At 43.3% G+C, this 21,089-nt stretch carries 17 protein-coding genes; 11 read left to right on the forward strand and 6 right to left on the reverse strand.

Translation table 11 applies throughout. The features are described from left to right. Positions 1 to 2: 2 nt before the first annotated feature. The 3 genes from FLP08_RS02010 to FLP08_RS02020 are packed head-to-tail and all read left to right on the forward strand — an operon-like array spanning position 3 to position 3,405. On the forward strand, positions 3 to 1,277 hold the full coding sequence (locus FLP08_RS02010; protein ID WP_156273521.1) for an amidohydrolase: 1,275 nt from the start codon (positions 3 to 5) through the stop codon (positions 1,275 to 1,277). Beyond that, a complete protein-coding gene (locus tag FLP08_RS02015; protein ID WP_156273523.1) occupies positions 1,277 to 2,872 on the forward strand; it encodes an FMN-binding glutamate synthase family protein in 1,596 nt (531 codons plus the stop codon). The genes FLP08_RS02010 and FLP08_RS02015 overlap by 1 nt, the downstream gene beginning before the upstream one ends. A gap of 11 nt (positions 2,873 to 2,883) precedes the next feature. Continuing rightward, positions 2,884 to 3,405: a DUF7935 family protein gene (locus FLP08_RS02020; RefSeq protein ID WP_156273525.1), complete on the forward strand. Its 522-nt coding sequence runs from the start codon at positions 2,884 to 2,886 to the stop codon at positions 3,403 to 3,405. On the opposite strand, the gene FLP08_RS02025 is transcribed toward FLP08_RS02020, so the two are convergent. Genes FLP08_RS02025 through FLP08_RS02035 form a run of 3 tightly spaced genes read right to left on the reverse strand, consistent with a single transcriptional unit; the run spans position 3,389 to position 7,362 of the window. Beyond that, positions 3,389 to 4,312, reverse strand: coding sequence for a patatin-like phospholipase family protein (locus tag FLP08_RS02025; protein ID WP_156273527.1), 924 nt, complete (start codon positions 4,310 to 4,312; stop codon positions 3,389 to 3,391). The genes FLP08_RS02020 and FLP08_RS02025 overlap by 17 nt on opposite strands. Next, positions 4,312 to 5,214, reverse strand: coding sequence for a patatin-like phospholipase family protein (locus FLP08_RS02030; protein ID WP_156273529.1), 903 nt, complete (start codon positions 5,212 to 5,214; stop codon positions 4,312 to 4,314). The genes FLP08_RS02025 and FLP08_RS02030 overlap by 1 nt, the downstream gene beginning before the upstream one ends. Then, complete coding sequence (locus FLP08_RS02035; protein ID WP_156273531.1) at positions 5,215 to 7,362, reverse strand: M1 family metallopeptidase; 2,148 nt, start codon at positions 7,360 to 7,362, stop codon at positions 5,215 to 5,217. A 93-nt stretch (positions 7,363 to 7,455) separates the two neighbouring features. Here FLP08_RS02035 and recG point away from each other — a divergent pair, with 93 nt between their 5' ends. The 4 genes from recG (at position 7,456) to pheT (ending at position 14,537) form a co-directional block, all read left to right on the forward strand. Further along, positions 7,456 to 9,555, forward strand: coding sequence for an ATP-dependent DNA helicase RecG (recG, locus tag FLP08_RS02040; protein ID WP_156273533.1), 2,100 nt, complete (start codon positions 7,456 to 7,458; stop codon positions 9,553 to 9,555). A 483-nt stretch (positions 9,556 to 10,038) separates the two neighbouring features. After that, entirely contained in the window at positions 10,039 to 10,950 is a 912-nt protein-coding gene (locus tag FLP08_RS02045; RefSeq protein ID WP_156273535.1) for a tetratricopeptide repeat protein, read from the forward strand. 119 nt (positions 10,951 to 11,069) lie between these two features. Continuing rightward, the gene (locus tag FLP08_RS02050; protein ID WP_156273537.1) at positions 11,070 to 11,975 is read left to right on the forward strand and encodes a tetratricopeptide repeat protein; all 906 of its coding nucleotides are present in this window, start codon (positions 11,070 to 11,072) and stop codon (positions 11,973 to 11,975) included. A 135-nt stretch (positions 11,976 to 12,110) separates the two neighbouring features. Next, complete coding sequence (gene pheT / locus FLP08_RS02055) at positions 12,111 to 14,537, forward strand: phenylalanine--tRNA ligase subunit beta (protein ID WP_156273539.1); 2,427 nt, start codon at positions 12,111 to 12,113, stop codon at positions 14,535 to 14,537. A gap of 49 nt (positions 14,538 to 14,586) precedes the next feature. On the opposite strand, the gene FLP08_RS02060 is transcribed toward pheT, so the two are convergent. Then, a complete protein-coding gene (locus FLP08_RS02060) occupies positions 14,587 to 15,168 on the reverse strand; it encodes a DUF4136 domain-containing protein (RefSeq protein ID WP_156273541.1) in 582 nt (193 codons plus the stop codon). A 139-nt stretch (positions 15,169 to 15,307) separates the two neighbouring features. Next, positions 15,308 to 15,868, reverse strand: coding sequence for a fasciclin domain-containing protein (locus FLP08_RS02065; RefSeq protein ID WP_156273543.1), 561 nt, complete (start codon positions 15,866 to 15,868; stop codon positions 15,308 to 15,310). A gap of 191 nt (positions 15,869 to 16,059) precedes the next feature. Here FLP08_RS02065 and FLP08_RS02070 point away from each other — a divergent pair, with 191 nt between their 5' ends. The 3 genes from FLP08_RS02070 to FLP08_RS02080 all read left to right on the forward strand — a co-directional run bounded on the left by FLP08_RS02070 (position 16,060) and on the right by FLP08_RS02080 (position 17,312). Beyond that, on the forward strand, positions 16,060 to 16,785 hold the full coding sequence (locus FLP08_RS02070) for a hypothetical protein (RefSeq protein WP_156273545.1): 726 nt from the start codon (positions 16,060 to 16,062) through the stop codon (positions 16,783 to 16,785). Between the two features lie 73 nt (positions 16,786 to 16,858). Beyond that, complete coding sequence (locus FLP08_RS02075) at positions 16,859 to 17,113, forward strand: putative signal transducing protein (protein WP_156273547.1); 255 nt, start codon at positions 16,859 to 16,861, stop codon at positions 17,111 to 17,113. Then, positions 17,103 to 17,312: a hypothetical protein gene (locus FLP08_RS02080; protein WP_156273549.1), complete on the forward strand. Its 210-nt coding sequence runs from the start codon at positions 17,103 to 17,105 to the stop codon at positions 17,310 to 17,312. Before FLP08_RS02075 ends, FLP08_RS02080 begins: the two co-directional genes overlap by 11 nt. Before the next feature lie 32 nt (positions 17,313 to 17,344). Here FLP08_RS02080 and FLP08_RS02085 read toward each other — a convergent pair whose 3' ends face one another. Further along, positions 17,345 to 18,355: a 3-oxoacyl-ACP synthase III family protein gene (locus tag FLP08_RS02085; RefSeq protein ID WP_156273551.1), complete on the reverse strand. Its 1,011-nt coding sequence runs from the start codon at positions 18,353 to 18,355 to the stop codon at positions 17,345 to 17,347. A gap of 134 nt (positions 18,356 to 18,489) precedes the next feature. On the opposite strand from FLP08_RS02085, the gene FLP08_RS02090 reads away from it, so the two are divergent. Beyond that, positions 18,490 to 20,964, forward strand: coding sequence for a S9 family peptidase (locus FLP08_RS02090; RefSeq protein ID WP_156273553.1), 2,475 nt, complete (start codon positions 18,490 to 18,492; stop codon positions 20,962 to 20,964). Positions 20,965 to 21,089 lie beyond the last annotated feature (125 nt).

Here is a 21,089-nt window from a genome sequence, read left to right on the forward strand (position 1 = left end):
CTATGAAGAAAATTATATCATTATTTGCGCTATTAATGTTCGGCATTGGCCATGCCCAGGAAGTGATCCCAGAAGAGGAATTCAAAAACATTGAAGAAAAGGTCATTGAGTGGAGAAGGGATTTTCACCAAAACCCCGAGCTGTCCAACCGTGAGTTCAATACTGCAGAAAAAATTGCCAGTTATTTGAATTCCCTGGGTATAGAAACAAAGACCGGCATCGCCAAAACCGGAGTCGTAGGCATCCTAAAAGGTGACAACCCGGGAAAGACGGTAGCCCTGAGAGCAGATATAGATGCACTGCCGGTGACCGAGAAGAATGATCTTGCCTTCAAATCTGAGGTTACCACTGAATTCCTGGGTACCAAAACCGGGGTGATGCATGCCTGCGGTCATGATACGCATACCGCGATCCTTATGGGCACTGCCAAGATTCTTTCAGAAAACAAGGATAAGATCAACGGAACGGTAAAATTCATTTTCCAGCCTGCCGAAGAAGGACCGCCCCCGGGCGAAAAAGGTGGAGCTAGCCTTATGATCGCTGAAGGGGTACTACAAAATCCCGACGTGGATGCCATTTTTGGCCTCCATATAAACGCAGCTACCCCCGTAGGAACCATCAAATATAAACCCGAAGGCACCATGGCTGCCGTAGAAAGATTCGTAGTGAAGGTAAAGGGAAAACAGGCGCATGGCTCTGCTCCCTGGAGCGGCGTAGACCCCATCCTCATCTCTGCCAAGATCATCGATGGCTTCCAGACCATTATCAGCCGTAATGCCGACCTCACCGAATCTGCCTCGGTAATCACCGTGGGCAAGATCACCAGTGGGGTAAGGTTCAATATTATCCCCGAAACTGCCGAAATGATTGGAACCGTGAGGACCCTGGATCCCAAGAACAAGGAATTGATCATACATAGAATGACCGACATGGCTTCTACCATCGCAGAGGCCTATGGTGGTGAAGCTGAGATCGAATTTCAGAACAATACTGCCATCACCTTCAACGATCCTGGGCTCACCAGTAAAATGCTGCCCAGCCTTAAAAAAGTTGCTGGAGAAGATAATGTAAAATTGATGAAGGCCACCACGGGAGGAGAAGATTTCTCATTTTTCCAGGAAAAAGTGCCTGGTCTCTATTTCTTCCTGGGTGGGATGCCGGTAGACGCTGAACCAACCAGGCACCATACCCCCGATTTTTATATAGATGAAAGCGGGCTCCTGCTGGGCGTTAAAACCATGACCCAGTTAACCCTGGATTATCTAAACAAGGCCTGATGCAGGAAGTACTCGATTTTTTAGCGAACATACCCTGGTGGGCCTGGATATTAATCATCCTGCTCATCATTGCCATTGGCGATATATTTTTCAATAAGAAACATACCATAAAGCATAATTTTCCCATCGTGGGACATTTAAGGTATGCACTGGAGAGCATAGGCCCGGAATTGCGACAGTATATAGTGGCCAACAACCGGGAAGAGCTTCCCTTTAACCGCAGGGAACGCGGATGGATCTACGCTTCAGCCAAAAACGTGAACAATTACGAGGGCTTTGGGACAGACCAGGATATATTCTCCACGCATTATATATTCATCAATAATGCCCTTCTGCCTTATAAACTGCCCAATGGTCATCCCAATATCAAGAATTCAGGTTTGATCCCTTCCGCCAAGGTAATGGGTGCCTGGAACAAACGAAAAAGGCCTTATCGACCAGCCTCGATCATTAATATCTCTGCCATGAGCTATGGATCCCTTTCTGCCCGGGCCATTGAATCTTTGAATGAAGGTTGTAAGCTTTCCGGCGCCTATCATAATACCGGTGAAGGCGGGCTTTCCCCATACCACCAAAAGGGAGCCGATGTTGTTTTTCAAATTGGCACCGGATATTTTGGGGTTAGAGACCAGGATGGTAATTTTTCCATGGAGAAATTAGTAAAGCTGGTACAGGAAAATCCGCAGGTAAGGGCTATAGAACTAAAACTATCACAAGGGGCTAAACCAGGCAAAGGTGGGGTATTACCTGCAGCGAAAATATCGAAAGAGATCTCAGAGATACGCGGTGTTCCTATGGGTAAGGATGTAGTTTCGCCTCCCTACCATTCCACTTTCGATGATGTAGAAGGCATGGTTGAATTCGTGGAAAAGATGGCCCAGGCTACCGGCCTTCCGGTAGGAATCAAATCGGCAGTAGGCCAGCTTAAGGACTGGGAAAAACTGGCGAAGATCATGCAGGAAAAAGATCACGGCCCCGATTTTATCTCCATAGACGGTGGTGAAGGAGGTACAGGTGCGGCACCTCCCAGCTTTGCAGATCACGTTTCCCTGCCCTGGATTTACGCATTTACCGATATTTACAAGATCTTCCAGCGGTATAAACTTACCGAAAGGATAGTATTTGTAGCGGCAGGGAAACTTGGATTTCCGGCAAAGGCTGCCATGGCTTTCGCCCTTGGAGCCGATATCATAAACGTGGCCAGAGAAGCCATGATGAGCGTTGGATGTATACAGGCACAAAGCTGCCACACCAATACCTGCCCTACCGGAGTGGCCACCCAGAACAAATGGCTGCAATCTGGCATTAACGTAAAAGACAAGGCCATGCGTACCAATTTCTACTTTGTGAAATTCAGAAAAGAGTTGCTACAGATAAGCCATGCCTGCGGATATGAGCATCCCTGCCAGTTCCGTACAGACGATGTAGACATCAACCTTAGCGATAAGAATCTGGCAAAAACCCTGGCAACTACTTTTTCTTACCATAAAGATGAAGTAAATTTCGCCTCTGTACAGCAACTCCTGGATTGTCCCCATCTTGGTGGTAACCTCAACCTTGAACATATGCGACAAACAGAAGATGCCATAGATTAAAATTAATATTAATGAATCAGACTGAGATCCTCGATTTTCTATACGCCATTTTACCTGCCATCGTGGTAGGTTTTGTTTCTTTTTATTTTTTCAGCAGTTACTCCAAAAACGAAGAGAACAGGAGACGTTTTCTGCTTTTACGAGAAAAACAGAAAACTTCACTACCAATTAGACTACAGGCCTACGAAAGACTTGCCCTACTTTTGGAAAGGATCTCTCCGGGACAGATCCTGTTCAGGGTAAAACCAACCTCTGAGGACGCCGACATGTATGCAAACCTACTAATCGCAAATATCGAGCAGGAATTCGAGCATAACCTGGCGCAACAGATCTATGTAAGCAATGATTGCTGGGACTATGTAAAAACGGCAAAGAATGCTACCATCACTCTGATTCGAAAAGCTACCGAAAAGGAAGAAGTAAATACCACCGATGAATTACGCCAGGTGATCTTAAAGAATATGATGGACAAGCAGGCTCCAACAGATGCCGCTCTTTCTTACATTAAAAAAGAGGTTAAAAGCCTAACTTAAACCAGGAAGTACGGGAAGCCTTCCTTTCCATCTCCTTTTTCTCAGCGTATTCATAGCCCTGCTGCCACCATTCGGTCATGGCCTTTTTATTGAAAACTAAAGAGTTTTCGGTGAGTTTAGTGGGAGTATAATAGATGTTCAGCTTTACCTTTTTGTTCATCGCGGCCAGTTTACCTTCAACGATATCATGATATTCTACCTGATCCAGCAGGAACCCGAAAAGGTTGACCATCAATGAAAATGGGTTCTTTCCCAGGATCTTGTTGTATTCCATATTTTCAGCCTCGAGGATAATGGCATCCACTTCGGTGGCTCCCCTTCGAATCGCTTCCCTAATAGGGACCACGCATCCCAGGCCGCCATCGGCATATTCGAAACCGTCCTTTTGGGCAAGGCTCATAAAAGGAATATAGTTGCAGCTAATCCAGATCCAGTCGCAAAAATCGTCATATTCGAACTCGTGGATAGATTTGTATTCCACCCTGTTCTTAGAAAGGTTAGATACGGTGACCACCACGTCTTCTACCTGTGCTTTCAGTTCGTCGAAATCCTTACGTGAAAAACTTTTCCTGATATTTCTCCTTAAGGCCTTACTTTCTCCAAAAGTCCTTCGGGACCTCATGAATTGCCAGATGGTATTGATGTAATTGATGGTTACGTATTCCCTGCCTTCCTTCTTCTTGACCACAAAAGGGTTTACGCTAAAGATTTTACGCTGGGTAACATTGGTGTAGATGTCGTAAACTTTCTGGATATTTCCCGCGGCAAGATGCGGAATTAACAGGCTCCCGGTGGAGGTTCCTAAAAACAGATCGTAATTTCTTTTTTGTTCCTGAATTAGATACTGAGCCACGCCGCCGGCAAAAGCTCCTTTGCTTCCTCCTCCAGATATTACCAATGCTCGCATTAAGGTTCGATTTGGTTCAACTCTTCATTTCTGTATTTGGCAAATTCAAAGCCACTCTCCCACCATGCCGTCATCTGTTCTTCATCAAAAATAAGCGAATTAGTTGTGAGTACAGTTGGGGTATAGTAAAAATTTAAGATAGCATCATGGTTGGCTGCAGAGAATTTCCCGATCCTGATATTCTGTTTTTCGATACGGTCTAGCATAAAAGCAAAAAGATTGGTGATAAGTGAAAACACGTTTTTAGAAGGCATGCGGTTAAAGTAGGTCACCTCGGTCTGTAAAATGATCGCATCTACCTCTGTAGCCCCTCGTTTTATGGCCTCTTCTATAGGCACCATGGAACCAAGCCCACCATCGGCATATTCACAGCCATTCTTTTTCACCAGGCTCATAAAAGGAGTATAATTACAGGAGATCCAGATCCATTCGATAAATTCCTCGTAATCATAATCTTTAATAGATTTATATTCTACCTCATTCAGGGATATATTTGAAACCGTGACGACAATTTCCTTTGGACCTGCCTTCAATTCCTCGAACTCCTCGCGCGAAAGGGTCTTTTCCAGTAATTTTTTCAAATTATAGCTATCGCCAAAGGTCTTTTTTCCTTTCAGGAAATTCTTGAGCACGTTCACATGGTTAATCGTTATATTCTCACGGCCGTGTTTTTTGGTGACCAAAAATGGTTTACTGCTAAAGATGCTGGACTGGTTCACCGAGGTATATACCTTCTTGACCTTTTCGGCCTTATTTAAGGCCATATGCGAAATTAAAAGGCTGCCGGTAGAAGTACCGATAAAAATATCATATTCACGTTTTAGTTCTTCTGTAAGGTACTGAGCAACGCCTCCTGCAAAAGCGCCTTTACTCCCCCCTCCTGAAATTACCAGTGCACGCATTTATCCGGATATTTTAGACCTTAAATAAGAGGTTTCTGCCTCGCTCATATTTCCTGAAAGATCGATCAATTCTTTCTTATATTCCTCATTTTTCAAAAGCTCTCCCAGCAATTGCCTGCAATAATTTCTGAAACTGTAGGTATGATGCTGTGTTCCCTTTATGAGACTTTGTAAACTAGCCTCGTTAAAGGCTCCTAACTGAAACAGGTAACTAAAGGCATTTTCCCTTATCTGGAATGGTCTCCAGGTTTCCGTATACCCTGCCAGTTCCGCATAATATTGCTGATTGAGTTCTGGCTCGAATTCAGGAGTCACCAGGCTTAGAATTAGCCAGAGCATACGAACGTTCTTATTAAAAAAACCGACTATATCCCTGGTCTTTTCAAGATATTCAATTCTTTTGTCCGGATATTGTTCCCAGAGCTTATAAAGCGCCGCTTCGATACTGAGATAAGATTCATCCTCAAGAAGACTTTCGAATTCCTTTTGCAAACCCTGCGGAATCTTTTGCATGCTCAGGGCGATGGCCTGGCGTACAAATACGTTATTGGTTTCAAAGGCTTTACGGTATAATTTCTTAGCATTTTCAGATTCCAGTCCTGCCAGCTGGTGCACCACTTCCTGGCCAATATAATCGTTCACCGGAAAATCCAATGCCTTATCCAGGTATTCATATTTCTGGTCCAGCCCGGTTTCCCGAAGCGCCGCAATATTGAGATAACTGGTGATAAATTCAGATTCCTTCAATGCTTCTAAAGACTGGTTGGCCTTAAAAGCCGATTGCTCTAACCAATCCTCCTTAAATTTGGATAGGTCCTGGCCTGAGGCAGCTTCCATTTCTGCCAGGAAATTATCGGTTTCCACATTTTTAAAACTGTAAAGCTGCAGGTAATTCTTTATACCTTTTCTGAAGGCCTCATCCCCTACCCTTTCTCTCAAAATATGTAAGGCCCAGGCTCCTTTTTGATAGAAAGTAAGCGAACTTGCAGATGGATTCAGCAGGGATTCTCCCTTCCCGGAGTCACTAAGCTCTTTGAGCTGCTCTGCAGACTCATATAATTTCCAGTAATAATAATCCTCACCGAAGATCTCCTTTTCAGCCAGTAAGGCATAGTAGGTAGCAAAACCTTCATGCAGCCAGTGATGCTTGCCCGAGGTTTCGGTAACCAGGTTGCCAAACCACTGGTGCGCCAGTTCGTGGGCATTCACATTCACATAATTCCTGTCCTTGAAGCCAATAGAATCTGTCACAAAAGAAGCTGAAAATATGGTAAGACCTGTATTTTCCATGCCTCCATGCAGAAAATCCATGACAGGCATTTGTTTATAATTCTGCCAGGGATAAGGCAGGCCGATCTCTTTTTCAAGAAAATCGAAGATCTGCCCGGTGTACCGGTAAGTAGGTTCAAATTTGGCCGAATCTCCCGGCATGATATACTGGTTGATATTATCTCCCGCGGAAGACTGCATCTCTTCTGAATAAAATTTTCCTGCGCTAACCGCCACCAGGTAGCTGCTCATGGGTTTCTCCATATCGAATTCCCATAGCCTGACAGAATCATTTATTTTTTCGCTGGACTCAAGCCGTCCGTTAGAAACCAGTTCAAAGCCTTCAGGAAATTCAAAACTCAGGTCGAACTCGGCTTTTTCTTTCATATCATCAAAACTGGGAAGCCAGGTGGAAGTATATTTCCCCTGCCCCTGAGTCCAAACCTGCTTTTCAGAACTATCGAGGTCCGGGTATTCCCAGTTGATAAAATACATACCAGAGCCAGGCTGCACGGAATAATCCAGCTCCAGCCGGTTATTTTCTGAAGGAAGGAATTCATGCAGTATATAAATACCATTTTCTCCGATCGAGGATTTGACCGGTTTTCCGTTAAGACTAAGCCCGGAAAAACTCATCTTACGGCCGTCTATAAAAAGACTGTCCTTTTGAGCGAGCACATCAAAATCATAGATCACGCGGCCCTCGACCTTTTTTTGGGAAGGCCGGATCTTTATATAAGCATCAACATGTTTAAAATCGAAATTTTCAGTCTGGGACTGGCTTTTTTCCTGGGCCATTAAATAAAACGAACAGAAAAAAAGCAGGAAAGCAAGTTGTTTTTGCATCGAAATAAGGAGAATATCTTCTGCAAAATACAAATTTGAAAGCTCAAACCATAAAATTTAAAGTTTAAACATCTTCGGTTAATTGCAGCTCTGTTTAAATCAATCGGTTTTAATATCTTCGTTTTTATGATCCAAAATCTGTTGCAAACCCCCATTGAATACCTGAAAGGTGTTGGACCAAATCGAGCCGAAGTTTTAAAGAAAGAGCTCAATATTAAGTATTTTCGGGACCTCATCAACTTCTTTCCCAATCGGTATATAGATAAGACCGGTTTTTATAAGATCAACCAGCTGCAGAGAAACTCCGCGGAAGTTCAGGTTGTAGGAAAGATCGTTCACATGAAAATGGTCGAGCAAAAAAGGGGAAAACGTCTGGTCGCAGATTTTGTGGACGATACCGGCAAATTGGAACTTATCTGGTTCAGGGGACATAAATGGATACGGGAAAATCTAAAGCTGAATACTCCTTATGTCATCTTCGGAAAGACCAACTGGTATAACGGCGTTTTCAGCATGCCCCACCCCGAAATGGAACTGGTGGCAGATTATAAAAAGAACCTGCGAACGGCCATGCAGCCCGTCTATCCTTCCACCGAAATGCTGGTGAAAAAAGGAATCACCAACAGGGTGGTAATGCGGATGATGCAGGAGGTGATGCAGCAAACCGGTCTGAAATTTTCAGAAAGCCTGAGTGCCGGCCTTATCGAAGAACTAAAGCTCATACCGAAGGCGGAAGCCATCTTTAACATACATTTTCCCAAAAACCAGGAATTACTGGCCAAGGCGCAGTTCCGACTTAAATTTGAGGAACTTTTCTTCATCCAGTTGCAGCTTATTCGGCGTAACCTGATGCACAAGCAAAAGATCAAGGGTTTTAATTTTGACCAGATAGGTGAGCACTTTAATGACTTTTATCAGAACCATCTTCCTTTCGACCTCACCAATGCCCAGAAAAGGGTGATCAAGGAAATTAGGAGCGATATGGGCAGCGGGGCGCAGATGAACCGCCTGCTACAAGGAGATGTTGGTTCAGGAAAGACCATCGTCGCGCTAATGTCGATGCTTATCGCGCTGGACAACAGTTTCCAGGCCTGCCTGATGGCTCCAACCGAGATCCTGTCCATTCAGCATTATAACGGACTGAAGGAATTATGCGAAAATCTCGCCCTGGAGATCAGGCTGCTAACTGGTTCTACCAGGACCGCAGAAAGGCGGGAGATCCATGAAAAATTGGTGAACGGTGAGATAGATATCCTAATTGGAACCCATGCCCTTTTAGAGGACAAAGTTAAATTCAAGAACCTGGGACTGGCGGTGATCGACGAACAGCACAGGTTTGGAGTAGCACAGAGAGCCAAATTATGGAAAAAGAACCATATCCCACCGCACGTCCTGGTAATGACCGCGACGCCCATCCCCAGAACCCTGGCCATGAGCCTTTATGGTGACCTTGACATTTCGGTGATAGACGAACTGCCGCCGGGCAGGAAACCGGTTAAGACCGTGCATCGTTTTGACAGCAACCGGCTAAAGGTCTTCGCTTTTATAAGGGATGAGATAAAAAAAGGCCGGCAGGTTTATGTGGTTTATCCACTTATCCAGGAATCCGAAAAAATGGACTATAAGGACCTGATGGACGGTTATGAAAGTATCGCCCGGGAATTCCCCGATTTTCAGATCTCGATAGTGCACGGGCAGATGAAACCGGCAGATAAGGATTACGAGATGGACCGATTTGTAAGGGCCGAAACCCAGATCATGGTGGCCACGACCGTGATCGAGGTTGGAGTGAACGTGCCCAATGCCAGTGTGATGATCATTGAAAGCGCTGAAAGATTCGGTCTTTCCCAGCTACACCAGTTACGAGGCCGCGTGGGAAGGGGCGCCGAACAAAGTTTCTGTATCCTGATGACCGGACATAAGCTGTCTAACGACAGCAAAACCCGTCTGGAAACCATGACCGCTACCAACGATGGTTTCGAGATCGCGGAAGTGGACCTTAAGCTCAGGGGTCCAGGAGATCTTATGGGAACCCAGCAAAGCGGGGTCCTCAACCTGAAAATAGCCGATATCGTCAAGGATAACTCCATTCTTCAGTCGGCCAGGTACTATGCCTCCAGGATCCTGAAGGAAGACCCAAACCTTAGCGAGGAAAAGCATGCCATGATCAAACATGCCTATTCCAGGCTGGTTCAGAATAAAACCATCTGGAACTACATCAGCTAAACCAGGCCGGGAAAGGAGAACAGGCTATTTCACAAGATTTCTTTTTGTACGATAAAACGCTGTTTTTAAATATGGGGGTATTCCCCCATTAATTGGCATTTTTTAGAAAACCTAAAATGATAATCATTCATGGATCTCTTATCTGGCTTGTTCAATTAAATGGTGTGCTATAGAAACTAAAGGCTTTCAGTAAAATGGAATTTCTATAAGGATGCTTCCATATCCAATTTTGAGAGAACCTGTTATCGATTAAAATCTAATGGTCACCTGTAAAAGGCCAGCATCTTTTTAATTACTGAATCACAGCTATTTATGCATTTTTCCGTATATTTAAGCAATCCGAAAATTTTTAATACTTACCTGTAACCTCATGCCCTCCCCAAATCTCTGAGGTAGATTCTTACGCCCCATTTTGAAGTAATGTGAAAAAGCCATGAGGCAATTTCTATAACTATTCATTTAACACCATTTAATCCTAAAAAGATGAAATCAAGAACCACTTTACAACAGGGCATCTGCGGTCTTCTATTTATCCTGTCAATGAGCCTGTTCGCTCAGAACGGAGAAGCAGATATGGAAACGATCGATAAGCTCCATAAGGAGTATAAGTCTAACGGGGCAGATGCAGCCCTAAGCATGTACAAAAACATGCCGGAGGACAAGGAATACCATGGGCTACAGGAGCCTTTAAACGTTCTGGGTTACCGGCTGCTCAATGATGAAAATGATGCCGAAGCTGCCGCGTTAGTTTTTAAGGCTCAAATAGAAGAACATCCTAACGAACCCAACCCTTATGACTCCTACGCCGATGCACTTATAGAGCAGGGAAAGGATGAAGAAGCTATCAATAATTTGAACAAATCTATAGACTTGCTCGCCGGTGCAGAAGATAATGATTTCAATAATAATCTTATCCTGGCTTCTAAATCTAAACTCGCCAAATTAAAAGGACTCAATAAGGTGTTCAGCTTTCTTGAAGGCAACTGGAAAGTAGAGACCTATAATTTCCCAGATGGAGAAAAGACCTTGAGATTCAGGGACGATGTACAATTTATGCCCAGCAAAATGAATTCGGCACTGGTGATGAAAATGACCAACGAGGAAGAAAACTGGGAGGGCACACAGATGATCGCCTATGATGCGGTGAACAATGTTTACAAAGTAGCCAGGACAAACAGCAACAACCTTAACGGTTTCCAGACCGCCGAGATGAAGATCGTGGAATACAGCACCAATAAACTGGAAATGATCGAAACCATGGAAAATAATGATGAAAAGATGAAAACCAGGCATGTGGTAGAACGAAACGGTGATGAGGTTGAATGGACTGTATATAATATAACCGATGAAGGCGAAGAAAAGATGGTTTATCGCCATATGAAAAAGAAAAGTTAGAAGCAGGTCTTAAAGGGAGCCCTGCTCCCTTTTGATGATCTGTAAAATTTACAAGCCCATTACCCTACAATCAAATGCTATTGTGAGCATTAATCAATTATTCATTAAAAATTCAAATTATGGGTGCAATTACAAAAATCAAATGGAGTATCAGCCTAATGTTGATCTTTTTTACCGCTTCACTTTTCGCACAGACCGTAAACAGGTCTATGGAAGATGAGCTCTATGAAACTTATAAGGACAAGGGGGCCAAGGAAGTACTAAAACAATACGAAAAGAACAATCCTAACAAGGAATACGAAGGAATGGCCGAACCGCTAAACGTGCTAGCCTATCGCCTGATGCAAGAGGAAGAAGACCTAAAAGCTGCTGAAATGCTTCTACAGGCTCAGATCGAAGAATATCCAAACGAAGCCAATCCTTATGATTCCTATTCTGACGTTCTACTGGAAATGGGGAAAAAGGAAGAAGCTAAAAAATATATTGAAAAGTCAATGAAACTGGCTTCAGAAAAGGATACCGAGGAAAATCAACTGGTCATGGAAGCGGGGAAAGCAAAAATGGCCATCCTGGAAAATAAGGACAAACAGTTGAACTTCCTGGTAGGTAACTGGGATAACGAGACCAGGACCTACCAGAACGGGAAAGAAATGAACAGTTCTAAAAGTACCAATAAGGTTTCTTTTGATCCGTCCGGTTCTATTATGATCGTGGATCATGACGGGCCCGACAAGGACCCCTGCTGTAAAAGGGTCATGGTTTACGACCCAACGGAAGACGAGTTCGATATTGCCTATATGCGCAGGAATCAGACCCAGGGGATCTATAATTCAAAAATGAAGGTCAAGGAAGTTGAGCCGGGACATTATGAAATGATGGAAACCTATACCAATAATGATAACGAGGAAGTAAAAGTGAAACATGACCTCAAAAAGAATGCAGATGAGGTAGAATGGATAGTTTATAATGCCAATGGAGATGACTGGCAAAAAGTAAGGACAATGAACCTGAAAAAACGAAACTAGAAATCAACACTTAAGAGCAGGAAAAAGAGGTGTAATCACCTCTTTTTCTTTTCTCAGGAGCGGCTACAAAATTGTTTTTCAAATTATGACAAAACCATTCGTAATACTATCTTTGCTGCCTGAAAAAGACAATTCATGAAGATTTCATATAACTGGCTTAAACAGTTCATCAAACTACCCGAAAACGCTGAAAAAACCGGCGAATTATTAACAGACCTTGGTCTGGAAGTAGAAGGCATCAATAGCTTCCAGAGCATAAAAGGAGGGCTTGATGGCATAGTGGTTGGCCATGTTCTAAGTTGTGAGGCTCATCCAAATGCCGACAGGCTGCAATTAACCAAGGTGAATATTGGTAACGGCGAGGAAGTACAGATCGTTTGTGGCGCACCAAATATTAGCGCCGGGCAAAAAGTTCCGGTTGCGACCATAGGCACCGTACTTTATGACGAAAAAGGAGAAGCCTGGGAAATCAAAAAAGGAAAGATTCGTGGTGAAGTGAGCTTTGGAATGATCTGTTCTGAAAAAGAACTTGGTCTTGGTCAAAGCCACGAGGGGATTATGGTAATGGACAATGAACTTGTACCAGGAACTCCCGTAGCCGAAATCTTCGAGGTAGAGAATGATGAGGTCTTTGAAATTGGACTTACCCCTAACCGTGCCGATGCCATGAGCCACTGGGGTGTTGCCCGCGACCTGAAAGCAGGTTACCAGCAAAAGGGACAGCAAATGGAGCTTATCACCCCTTCGGTAAGCAGTTTTCATGTAGATAATAGAAGTCTAAGAATCCAGATAAAGGTTGAAGATTCTAACCTGGCGCCGCGATACTGCGGGGTAAGCCTTTCAGAAGTGAAAGTAAAAGAATCTCCAAAATGGTTACAAAACAGGTTAAAAGCCATTGGGATCACCCCAAAAAATAATGTGGTAGATGCCACCAACTACGTGATGCACGAGTTAGGGCAGCCATTGCATGCGTTCGATGCCGGCAAGATCGCCGGGAACGAGATCAATGTAAAGACCCTGCCATCGGGCACTAAGTTCACCACCCTAGACGAGGTAGAAAGAGAATTACACGAGGAAGATCTTATGATCTGCGATGCTGAAAAACCACTTTGTATCGCCGGGGTATTTGGCGGAATTGGCAGTGGGGTAACCGAAAACACTACCCAGGTATTCCTGGAAAGTGCCTATTTTAATCCGGTAAGCGTTCGTAAAACTGCCAAAAGGCATGCGATAAACACCGATGCTTCTTTCAGGTTCGAAAGAGGTATCGACATCAACTCGGTTGAGTACGCGCTAAAACGTGCGGCACTGCTTATCAAGGAAATTGCAGATGCAGAGATCACCAGCGATATCGACGATCTCTATTTTAAAAAAATCGAGGATTTCCAGGTGTTCTTAACTTTTGAAAAGGTAAACAAACTTATTGGGGAGAACCTGGAACAGGAAACCATTAAATCTATACTTGCCTCTCTCGAGATCAGGGTTAATAACGTGACCGAAACCGGGATGGGACTTACGATCCCTTCTTACCGCGTGGACGTACAGCGCGAATCTGATGTGATCGAGGAGATCTTAAGGGTTTACGGATATAATAATATCAAGTTTGGAGATAAGCTTAGCCTTTCGGTGGCCAATTCATCTAAGTTTGAAGATTACAAGATACAGAACCTCATCGCCAGGCAATTGATCGGTCAGGGATTCTATGAGACCATGGCTAACTCCTTAACTACTTCTAATTACAATAAGCTGAGTGAAGAGTTAAAGAATGAGTACCAGGTAGAAATGCTTAACCCGCTAAGCCAGGACCTTTCTGTGCTAAGGCAGAGCATGCTTTTCTCTGGTCTTGAGGCCATCAGTTACAACATTAATAGAAAGCGCAGCAATATCAGGATCTTTGAATTCGGAAAGACCTACCACTCTTTTGTTAGCGGCAGAGAGGAGAAAAAGCACCTTTCCCTGTTCATTTCTGGGGCTAGAACTTCTGAAAGCTGGAACGAAGTACCGGGCAACGGAAACTTTTTCTACCTGAAAGGAGTGATCAATTCCATTTTTGAAAAACTTGGAGTGAAAGATCTGAAGCTGAAATCGGCAAAAAGCGATATCTTCTCTGAAGGCCTGCAATTAAGTAATAAGAAATCTAAACTGGTAGAATTTGGAGTGGTTAAGAAATCTGTTCTTAAGAAGTTCGATATAGACCAGGAAGTGATCTTTGCAGATTTCAACTGGGATGAGGTGATCGAGATTACCAAGCAGCAAAAGACCAGCTACGCTCCTATTCCAAAGTATCCAAGCGTAAGAAGGGATTTTGCCTTGCTTCTGGACCAGTCGGTCACTTATGATGAGATCGAGCAGATCGCCAGGCAGACCGAAAAGAAAATGCTCACCGATGTTAACCTTTTTGATGTTTACGAAGGTAAAAATCTTCCGGAAGGCAAGAAAAGTTATGCGGTTAGTTTTATGTTCCAGGATGAGAACAAAACCCTTACCGATAAGCAGGTGGACAAAATGATGAAAAAGCTCCAGCACAGGTTCGAAAAAGAACTCAAGGCTGAATTGAGATAATAAAAAAACCGTGTGAGCTTCACACGGTTTTTTTTGACATCTAGAATTCCTAGAACTGCTCTTTGAATATGTCGTCTATATATTCCCTTATTTCTCGTTGCATACGCCTGCTTCCTATATTTTCTTCGGAAGTACCTCTCCAGAGAATTTCGTTGGTCCTTCTGTCTATGAGATCTATCACGATAGAACGTTCCCGGTAAGGCACCTGGGCCACCCGTGGTCCGTTCAGGCGTTGTATGGTAAAATAGTTCTCATACATGAAATCCTGGTAATAGGGTCCTACATAATGCCCTGGACGATAATACGGATAATTGGTATAAACGGGATTTGCGTTCACTGCCACTTTTTCGTCGAACATTGGATGAAAATGTACCAGTACATCTGGAGTTCTCTGGTCCAGCACAAAACCTTCATCGCGCATATTGGCATTAATGGTTTCCACGATCACCTGCTGAATAGCTTCATTTTCCAGCTCCCGGTTAATGATGGTATCCTTATTAGGCAAAAAGGCATAGGTATTATAAGATTTAAGTTTTTTTAGATCATCTTTAGCTGAAGGTCCGCTTGAACCGCAGGACGCCAGCAAAATGCTTACTAGCATGATAAATGAACCTAATTTTAGAAATTTCATAGCTTTAAGATTTTTCATTTTAGTCAAAATAACCTGAATGCTTTTAAATGGAAAACGCTCAGGCTAAATTTGACTTTTATTTAACGGAAAAAGCGGCCTGAAGCCGCTTTTTGTGATTCAATTAAATTTTTATCGAAACTTATGGTAACAAAACGCCATCTATCACGTGTATCACCCCGTTAGACTGGTTCACATTTGCCTGGGTAACGGTGGCCACCTTTCCGTTAGCATCTTTCAGCTTCACCTTATCACCATCTAACATAGCATATAGTTTTTCGCCATTTACGGTGGTAAAAGTGGCTTTTCCATTTCCTTTTTTGATCGCATCAACAATATCTCCGGCTTTATAATCTCCGGCAAGCACATGATATGTTAATACCCCTTGTAGTTTAGTTTTGTTCTCTTCTTTTAGCAGTGTATCTACAGTTCCATCTGGCAGCGCATTAAAAGCAGTATTCGTAGGAGCAAATACGGTGAACGGGCCTTCACTTGATAGAACATCAACCAGGTCGGCAGCTTTTACCGCGGCAACCAGCGTAGTGTGATCTTTAGAATTTACCGCGTTTTCTACAATATTCTTGGTAGAATACATCTCGGCTCCTCCAACCATATTGGTCTCTGCACTTGTGGTTTGCCCGTTGGCCATAATTCCAGCAAAAAGGAAAATACTTAACAGGCTGAATAATTTTAAATTTTTCATATCAATAGTTTTAATGATTTATATAGAAAGTTACGCTGAAGCAGCTTAGACGGTTTTTAAATTAGGGCTAATTGGCATAGAATTAACAGCTGTAGAGCCTGAAGCAGGCTGTTAATTTCCTGTTTTTGAGTGGTCTCAGATTGTAATTCTAAGCTTAATTGTCTAATTTAGTGGAGCTAAAGAAAAAGAAAATGAAGTTGAGAATTCCCCGCACCAATTTAGAAAAGCAGCTCCTTAAAATTCGAGATAAAAAGACCTCTGAACAGCAATTACTGGAACAGGTTGAGAAAATTCTGGCCGAAGCCGGAAAAAAGGATGAAGAGATCTTTAAGGAATTAGAAGCCGGCCAGGGAATAGATCGAAATGACTTCAATTTTGACCTGCTGGAAACCCACAGGATCTTTCACCTGGACGATATTTATCAGATCTGTATCGATTACCGCCTTCGTTTTCTTGATTCAAAATTCTTTAAAGCTAAAATTCCGTATGAAGCGGTGATGGAGGTAAATAGACTCGAGAAAGCCCATGAAACCACTTTGAGGGGTTTTAAGATCGTTGCCCCCTCGAAATTGTTCAAACTTGAAAATGCCGATGATCCGCTGCTCTTCGCTCCTATTGGCAATGATTACTATTACCTTATCCATAAATGGGGCAATGACCTGCATCCTTTCAGAAAGATGATCATGTGGCCTTTCAAGACCCTGGAAAATTTCGTGGTCTTACTGCTGGCCATCAGTTTTCTTACCGCGCTGCTAATCCCTGATGGATTATTCTCTCAACAGCAAAGCACTACAGAATTCTTTATGGTCTTCTTTTTTATCTTTAAGTGGTTTGCAGGACTATCCATTTTTTATGGCTTTAAAATGGGAAAAAACTTCAATACAGCCATTTGGGACAGCAAGTTCTACAATGCTTAGAAAGTTAATTTCCGTTTAAAAAGTTAAGATTGCTACTACCTAATTCGTATTTTAGGGATGTAAACCTTAACCAATGAGTGACGAAGACAACTATAGCTACAAAAGGGTCTATACCGGCCCTGAAACCAACGTACAGTATTTACAGGAATTATTTGAAAAGGAAGGAATTCATTCCCGGGTAAGGAATGATTTCGACTCCGGCCTGCGGGCAGGTTTCGGAGGCGGACTTCCGGGCCAGGTACTTCTTTTTGTTCTGGAGAAAGATCTCGAGCAGGCAGTAGAAATAGCCAGGACCACTTTCCCTAAAGACTTCAAGGATGAACAGTGAAGAGCCGCTTGAAGGGCATGAAAAACCTCAACGCAATATCTGGAATCTTGTCCTGGGACTCGTCTTCCTGGCTTATGGAAGTTTCAGGCTTTACCAGAAATCCCAGGCTGTGGAAACAGATAGTTTCGGGATCATTCTGGCCATTGGTTTTATAGCCTTTGGAATCTATGATCTTTATAAATACTACAAGGGAATATAAAAAAAGCTCCGCCAGAAGCGGAGCTTGTTATTTTACCATTTAATGATTGCACTACCCCAGGTAAATCCACTACCAAAAGCGGCAAGCACCACTATATCTTCATCTTTGATCTTTCCTTCTTCCCAGGCCTCGGTAAGGGCGATAGGGATAGAAGCGGCGGTAGTATTACCGTATCTCTGAATGTTATTATAAACCTTGTCGTCTGAAAGTCTGAATTTCTGCTGCACGAATTGCGAGATTCTGAGATTCGCCTGGTGAGGAATAAGCATATCTATATCTGAAACCTCAAGCCCGTTCGCCTGTAAGCCTTCATTAATGACTTCAGAAAAACGCTGGATGGCATTTTTGAAAACGAACTGCCCGTTCATATATGGGTAATAGGGAATATCATCTCCCTGAGGGTTCTCGGCAATGATTTCTGGCACCCAATGCTCCGTACTTGGTCCTTTTAAAGAAAGTTCTAGGGCATGTTTACCTTCAGAATGCAAATGCGTGGAAAGTACCCCCTGACCGTTATGATCACTCCTGGTAAGCACGGCGGCACCGGCGCCATCTCCGAAGATCACTGAAACAGAGCGGCCACGAGTAGTGAAATCTAATCCTCCACTATGGTTCTCGCTACCTATTAAAAGAACGTTCTTATACATTCCCGTCTTGATGAACTGATCTGCCACAGACAGGCCATAAATAAAACCACTACACTGGTTTCTAACATCAAGGGCCGGACAAGTATCTATCTCCAACATTTCCTGCACCTGAACTCCACAGCCAGGAAAATAATAGTCCGGGCTCAGGGTAGCGAATACTATAAGGTCTATATCATCTTTTGAAATTCCAGATCTTTCAATGGCGATCTTAGCAGCTTTCACTCCCATGGTGGCGGTAGTGTTCCCATCTCCTTTTTTAATATGTCTTCTTTCCTTGATTCCTGTACGCTCGGTGATCCATTCATCATTCGTGTCCATCAATTTAGACAGATCATCGTTCGTCACTATGTTTTCAGGGACATATTTTCCTAATCCTGCAATTTTTGTTTGATACATGGATGTTTTTTATGAAATTAAAAACTAATCTTATTAAATTTAAGCAAATTGTAAAAAAACGGACGCGCAATATACTAAACATTAACATTCCTTCAGTTTTTGTCGCGTTTTAAATTTAAACTAAAACCTATTTTATGAACCGAATTGTTATTTGTCTTTCGGCATGCTTTCTATTCCTTTCGGGAATGTTCGCCCAGGAAAATCTGGATTATCAAAAACCACCTAAAGAGATCCTGGAGCTTATTGATGTTCCCCTGGCTCCTGCCACCATCCTGGACAGCGATGCTGAAATGATGACCTTCCTTTACCGCGACCAGTTTAAAAGTATTGCTGAATTAAGTGAAACCGAGATGCGCCTTGGCGGGTTAAGGATTAATCCCGTAACCAATATTAACAGCCGGGCTCGGTATTACAACAACCTGAAGGTAAAGCAGATCGATGCGGAACAGCCTACTCAAGTAAAAGGATTGCCAGACGCTCCAAGACTTACCAATTTCGCCTGGTCACCAGATGAATCCATGATCGCTTTCACCCATACCACCGCTAAGGGAGTAGAACTTTGGGTACTGAATGTAAAGGAGGCAACCACGAAAAAGCTTACCGATGCACATATCAATGCGAACATGAGAAGTACCGTGAACTGGTTCAGGGATAATTCTGCCTTGCTCGTCACCATGCTTCCTGCAGACAGGAAGGAACTGATAGATACCGAAACTTCTGTTCCTACCGGGCCTACGATCTCTGTAAGTGATGGAAAAGAAGCACAGAACCGTACCTACCAGGATCTTTTAAAGAATCCTAATGACGAATACAACTTTGAACAGCTAGCCAGGTCTGAACTTATCAAGGTAAACCTAGACGGTACCTCTTCAAAATGGATGAAACCTAAAATGTACAGCGATATTTCATTTTCGCCAGATGGTGAATATGTGATGATCACCAACATCAAAAAACCTTTCTCCTACCTGGTGCCTTACTACAGGTTCCCTTCAGAAACTAACGTATATACCCGAACTGGAAAACTGGTAAGCAAGATAAATGATGTGCCTTTGATCGAGGATCTTCCTAAAGGATTTATGGCAGAGCGTACCGGGAAAAGAGATTTCCAATGGCGGGACGATAAGCCGGCAAGCCTGGTCTATGTGGAGGCCCTTGATGGCGGAGATCCCGAGGAGGAAGCTGATTATCGCGATGAATTTTTTCAACTGGAAGCTCCTTTTAAAGGTGAAGGTAAATCGCTTCTTAAAGTAAAGAACCGCGCCAGCAGAATTCTATGGGCAGAGGAAAACCTGGCCATAGCCAGCGATTACTGGTGGAATACCAGGAACACCAAAACTTATGTTTTTGATCCTGCTGACGCTTCTGAAGAGCCTAAGATCATTTTCGACAGGAATTACCAAGATGTATACAGTGATCCGGGAAATTTCGTGACCAGGAAAAATAAATTTGGTAAAAGCGTTTTAAAATTAGACGGTGATGATGCTTTTCTACTGGGAGCCGGATATACTGAAGAAGGACAATTCCCCTTTGTAGACAAAATAGATCTTGATGATGGCGATACCGAAAGACTTTACCAGTCTGAATTTAAGGATAAAAAGGAAACGCTGGTAGAGGCCCTGGATATTGAAGATGGAAAAATCCTGGTAAGAATCGAATCTTCGGTTGAATATCCAAACTACTACATTCGCGATATCGATGCTAATAATGAGCTTACACAGATCACGTCTTTTGAAAATCCATTCAAGAGCCTTGAAGAGGTAAGCAAGGAGGTGATCAGTTATAAAAGGGAAGATGGCCTGGAATTGAATGCCACGCTTTACCTTCCGGCGGGTTACGATAAAGAAAATCCTGAAAAATTACCGATGTTCATGTGGGCTTATCCGCGTGAGTTCAAGGATAAGAATTCGGCTTCTCAAAATACTTCCAACGCCAACGAATTCACCTATCCTTACTATGGTTCTCCTATTTACTGGGTGAACCGCGGTTATGTTGTGCTGGACGACGCTTCTTTCCCAATCGTGGGTGAAGGTGATGAAGAACCAAACGACACATTTAGAAAACAATTGGTGGCCAATGCTAAAGCGGCCATAGATGCTGTTGACGAAATGGGATATGTAGACCGTGACCGGGTTGCCGTGGGTGGCCATAGTTACGGAGCTTTCATGACGGCTAACCTGCTCTCACATTCCGATCTTTTTGCAGCAGGAATCGCCAGAAGTGGTGCCTATAACCGAACCCTGACCCCTTTTGGTTTCCAGAGTGAGGAAAGAAGTTACTGGGAAGCACCAGAGGTCTATAACACCATGTCCCCTTTCATGCACACAGATAAGATGAAAACCCCTTTATTGCTTATTCATGGAGAAGCCGATAATAATTCGGGAACTTACCCTATGCAGAGCGAGCGCTATTTCAACGCCCTAAAAGGACTTGGTGCTACGGCCAGACTGGTAATGCTACCTAAGGAAAGTCATGGCTACAGCGCAAAAGAATCTGTTCTGCATGTCCTGTGGGAACAGGATCGCTGGCTGGAAAAATATGTGAAGAACAAGAAAGAGAATAAAGAAGATGAGCCAAAAGAACAGGAGCTCCAGGAAACCCCGGGAAATTAGATAGTGATTCCCATAAATAAATAAATAAAGATCCCCGGCGAATTGCCGGGGATCTTTGTTTTAAAGAAAGAAAGCGCAACCACTAGAACGTGACCACGCTTTCTAACAACCTAACCAATAAATCA

Origin of the sequence: Christiangramia aestuarii (assembly GCF_009735585.1) — a bacterium.
Classification (GTDB): Bacteria; Bacteroidota; Bacteroidia; order Flavobacteriales; family Flavobacteriaceae; genus Christiangramia; species Christiangramia aestuarii.

Coding starts and splice junctions, on each gene's coding strand:
- recG (WP_156273533.1), top strand. CDS start 7,456: ATGATCCAAAATCTGTTGCAAACCCCCATTGAATACCTGAAAGGTGTT.
- FLP08_RS02045 (WP_156273535.1), top strand. CDS start 10,039: ATGAAATCAAGAACCACTTTACAACAGGGCATCTGCGGTCTTCTATTT.
- FLP08_RS02025 (WP_156273527.1), bottom strand. CDS start 4,312: ATGCGAGCATTGGTAATATCTGGAGGAGGAAGCAAAGGAGCTTTTGCC.
- FLP08_RS02060 (WP_156273541.1), bottom strand. CDS start 15,168: ATGAAATTTCTAAAATTAGGTTCATTTATCATGCTAGTAAGCATTTTG.
- FLP08_RS02070 (WP_156273545.1), top strand. CDS start 16,060: ATGAAGTTGAGAATTCCCCGCACCAATTTAGAAAAGCAGCTCCTTAAA.
- pheT (WP_156273539.1), top strand. CDS start 12,111: ATGAAGATTTCATATAACTGGCTTAAACAGTTCATCAAACTACCCGAA.
- FLP08_RS02085 (WP_156273551.1), bottom strand. CDS start 18,355: ATGTATCAAACAAAAATTGCAGGATTAGGAAAATATGTCCCTGAAAAC.
- FLP08_RS02080 (WP_156273549.1), top strand. CDS start 17,103: ATGAACAGTGAAGAGCCGCTTGAAGGGCATGAAAAACCTCAACGCAAT.
- FLP08_RS02065 (WP_156273543.1), bottom strand. CDS start 15,868: ATGAAAAATTTAAAATTATTCAGCCTGTTAAGTATTTTCCTTTTTGCT.
- FLP08_RS02015 (WP_156273523.1), top strand. CDS start 1,277: ATGCAGGAAGTACTCGATTTTTTAGCGAACATACCCTGGTGGGCCTGG.
- FLP08_RS02090 (WP_156273553.1), top strand. CDS start 18,490: ATGAACCGAATTGTTATTTGTCTTTCGGCATGCTTTCTATTCCTTTCG.
- FLP08_RS02050 (WP_156273537.1), top strand. CDS start 11,070: ATGGGTGCAATTACAAAAATCAAATGGAGTATCAGCCTAATGTTGATC.
- FLP08_RS02010 (WP_156273521.1), top strand. CDS start 3: ATGAAGAAAATTATATCATTATTTGCGCTATTAATGTTCGGCATTGGC.
- FLP08_RS02030 (WP_156273529.1), bottom strand. CDS start 5,214: ATGCGTGCACTGGTAATTTCAGGAGGGGGGAGTAAAGGCGCTTTTGCA.
- FLP08_RS02075 (WP_156273547.1), top strand. CDS start 16,859: ATGAGTGACGAAGACAACTATAGCTACAAAAGGGTCTATACCGGCCCT.
- FLP08_RS02020 (WP_156273525.1), top strand. CDS start 2,884: ATGAATCAGACTGAGATCCTCGATTTTCTATACGCCATTTTACCTGCC.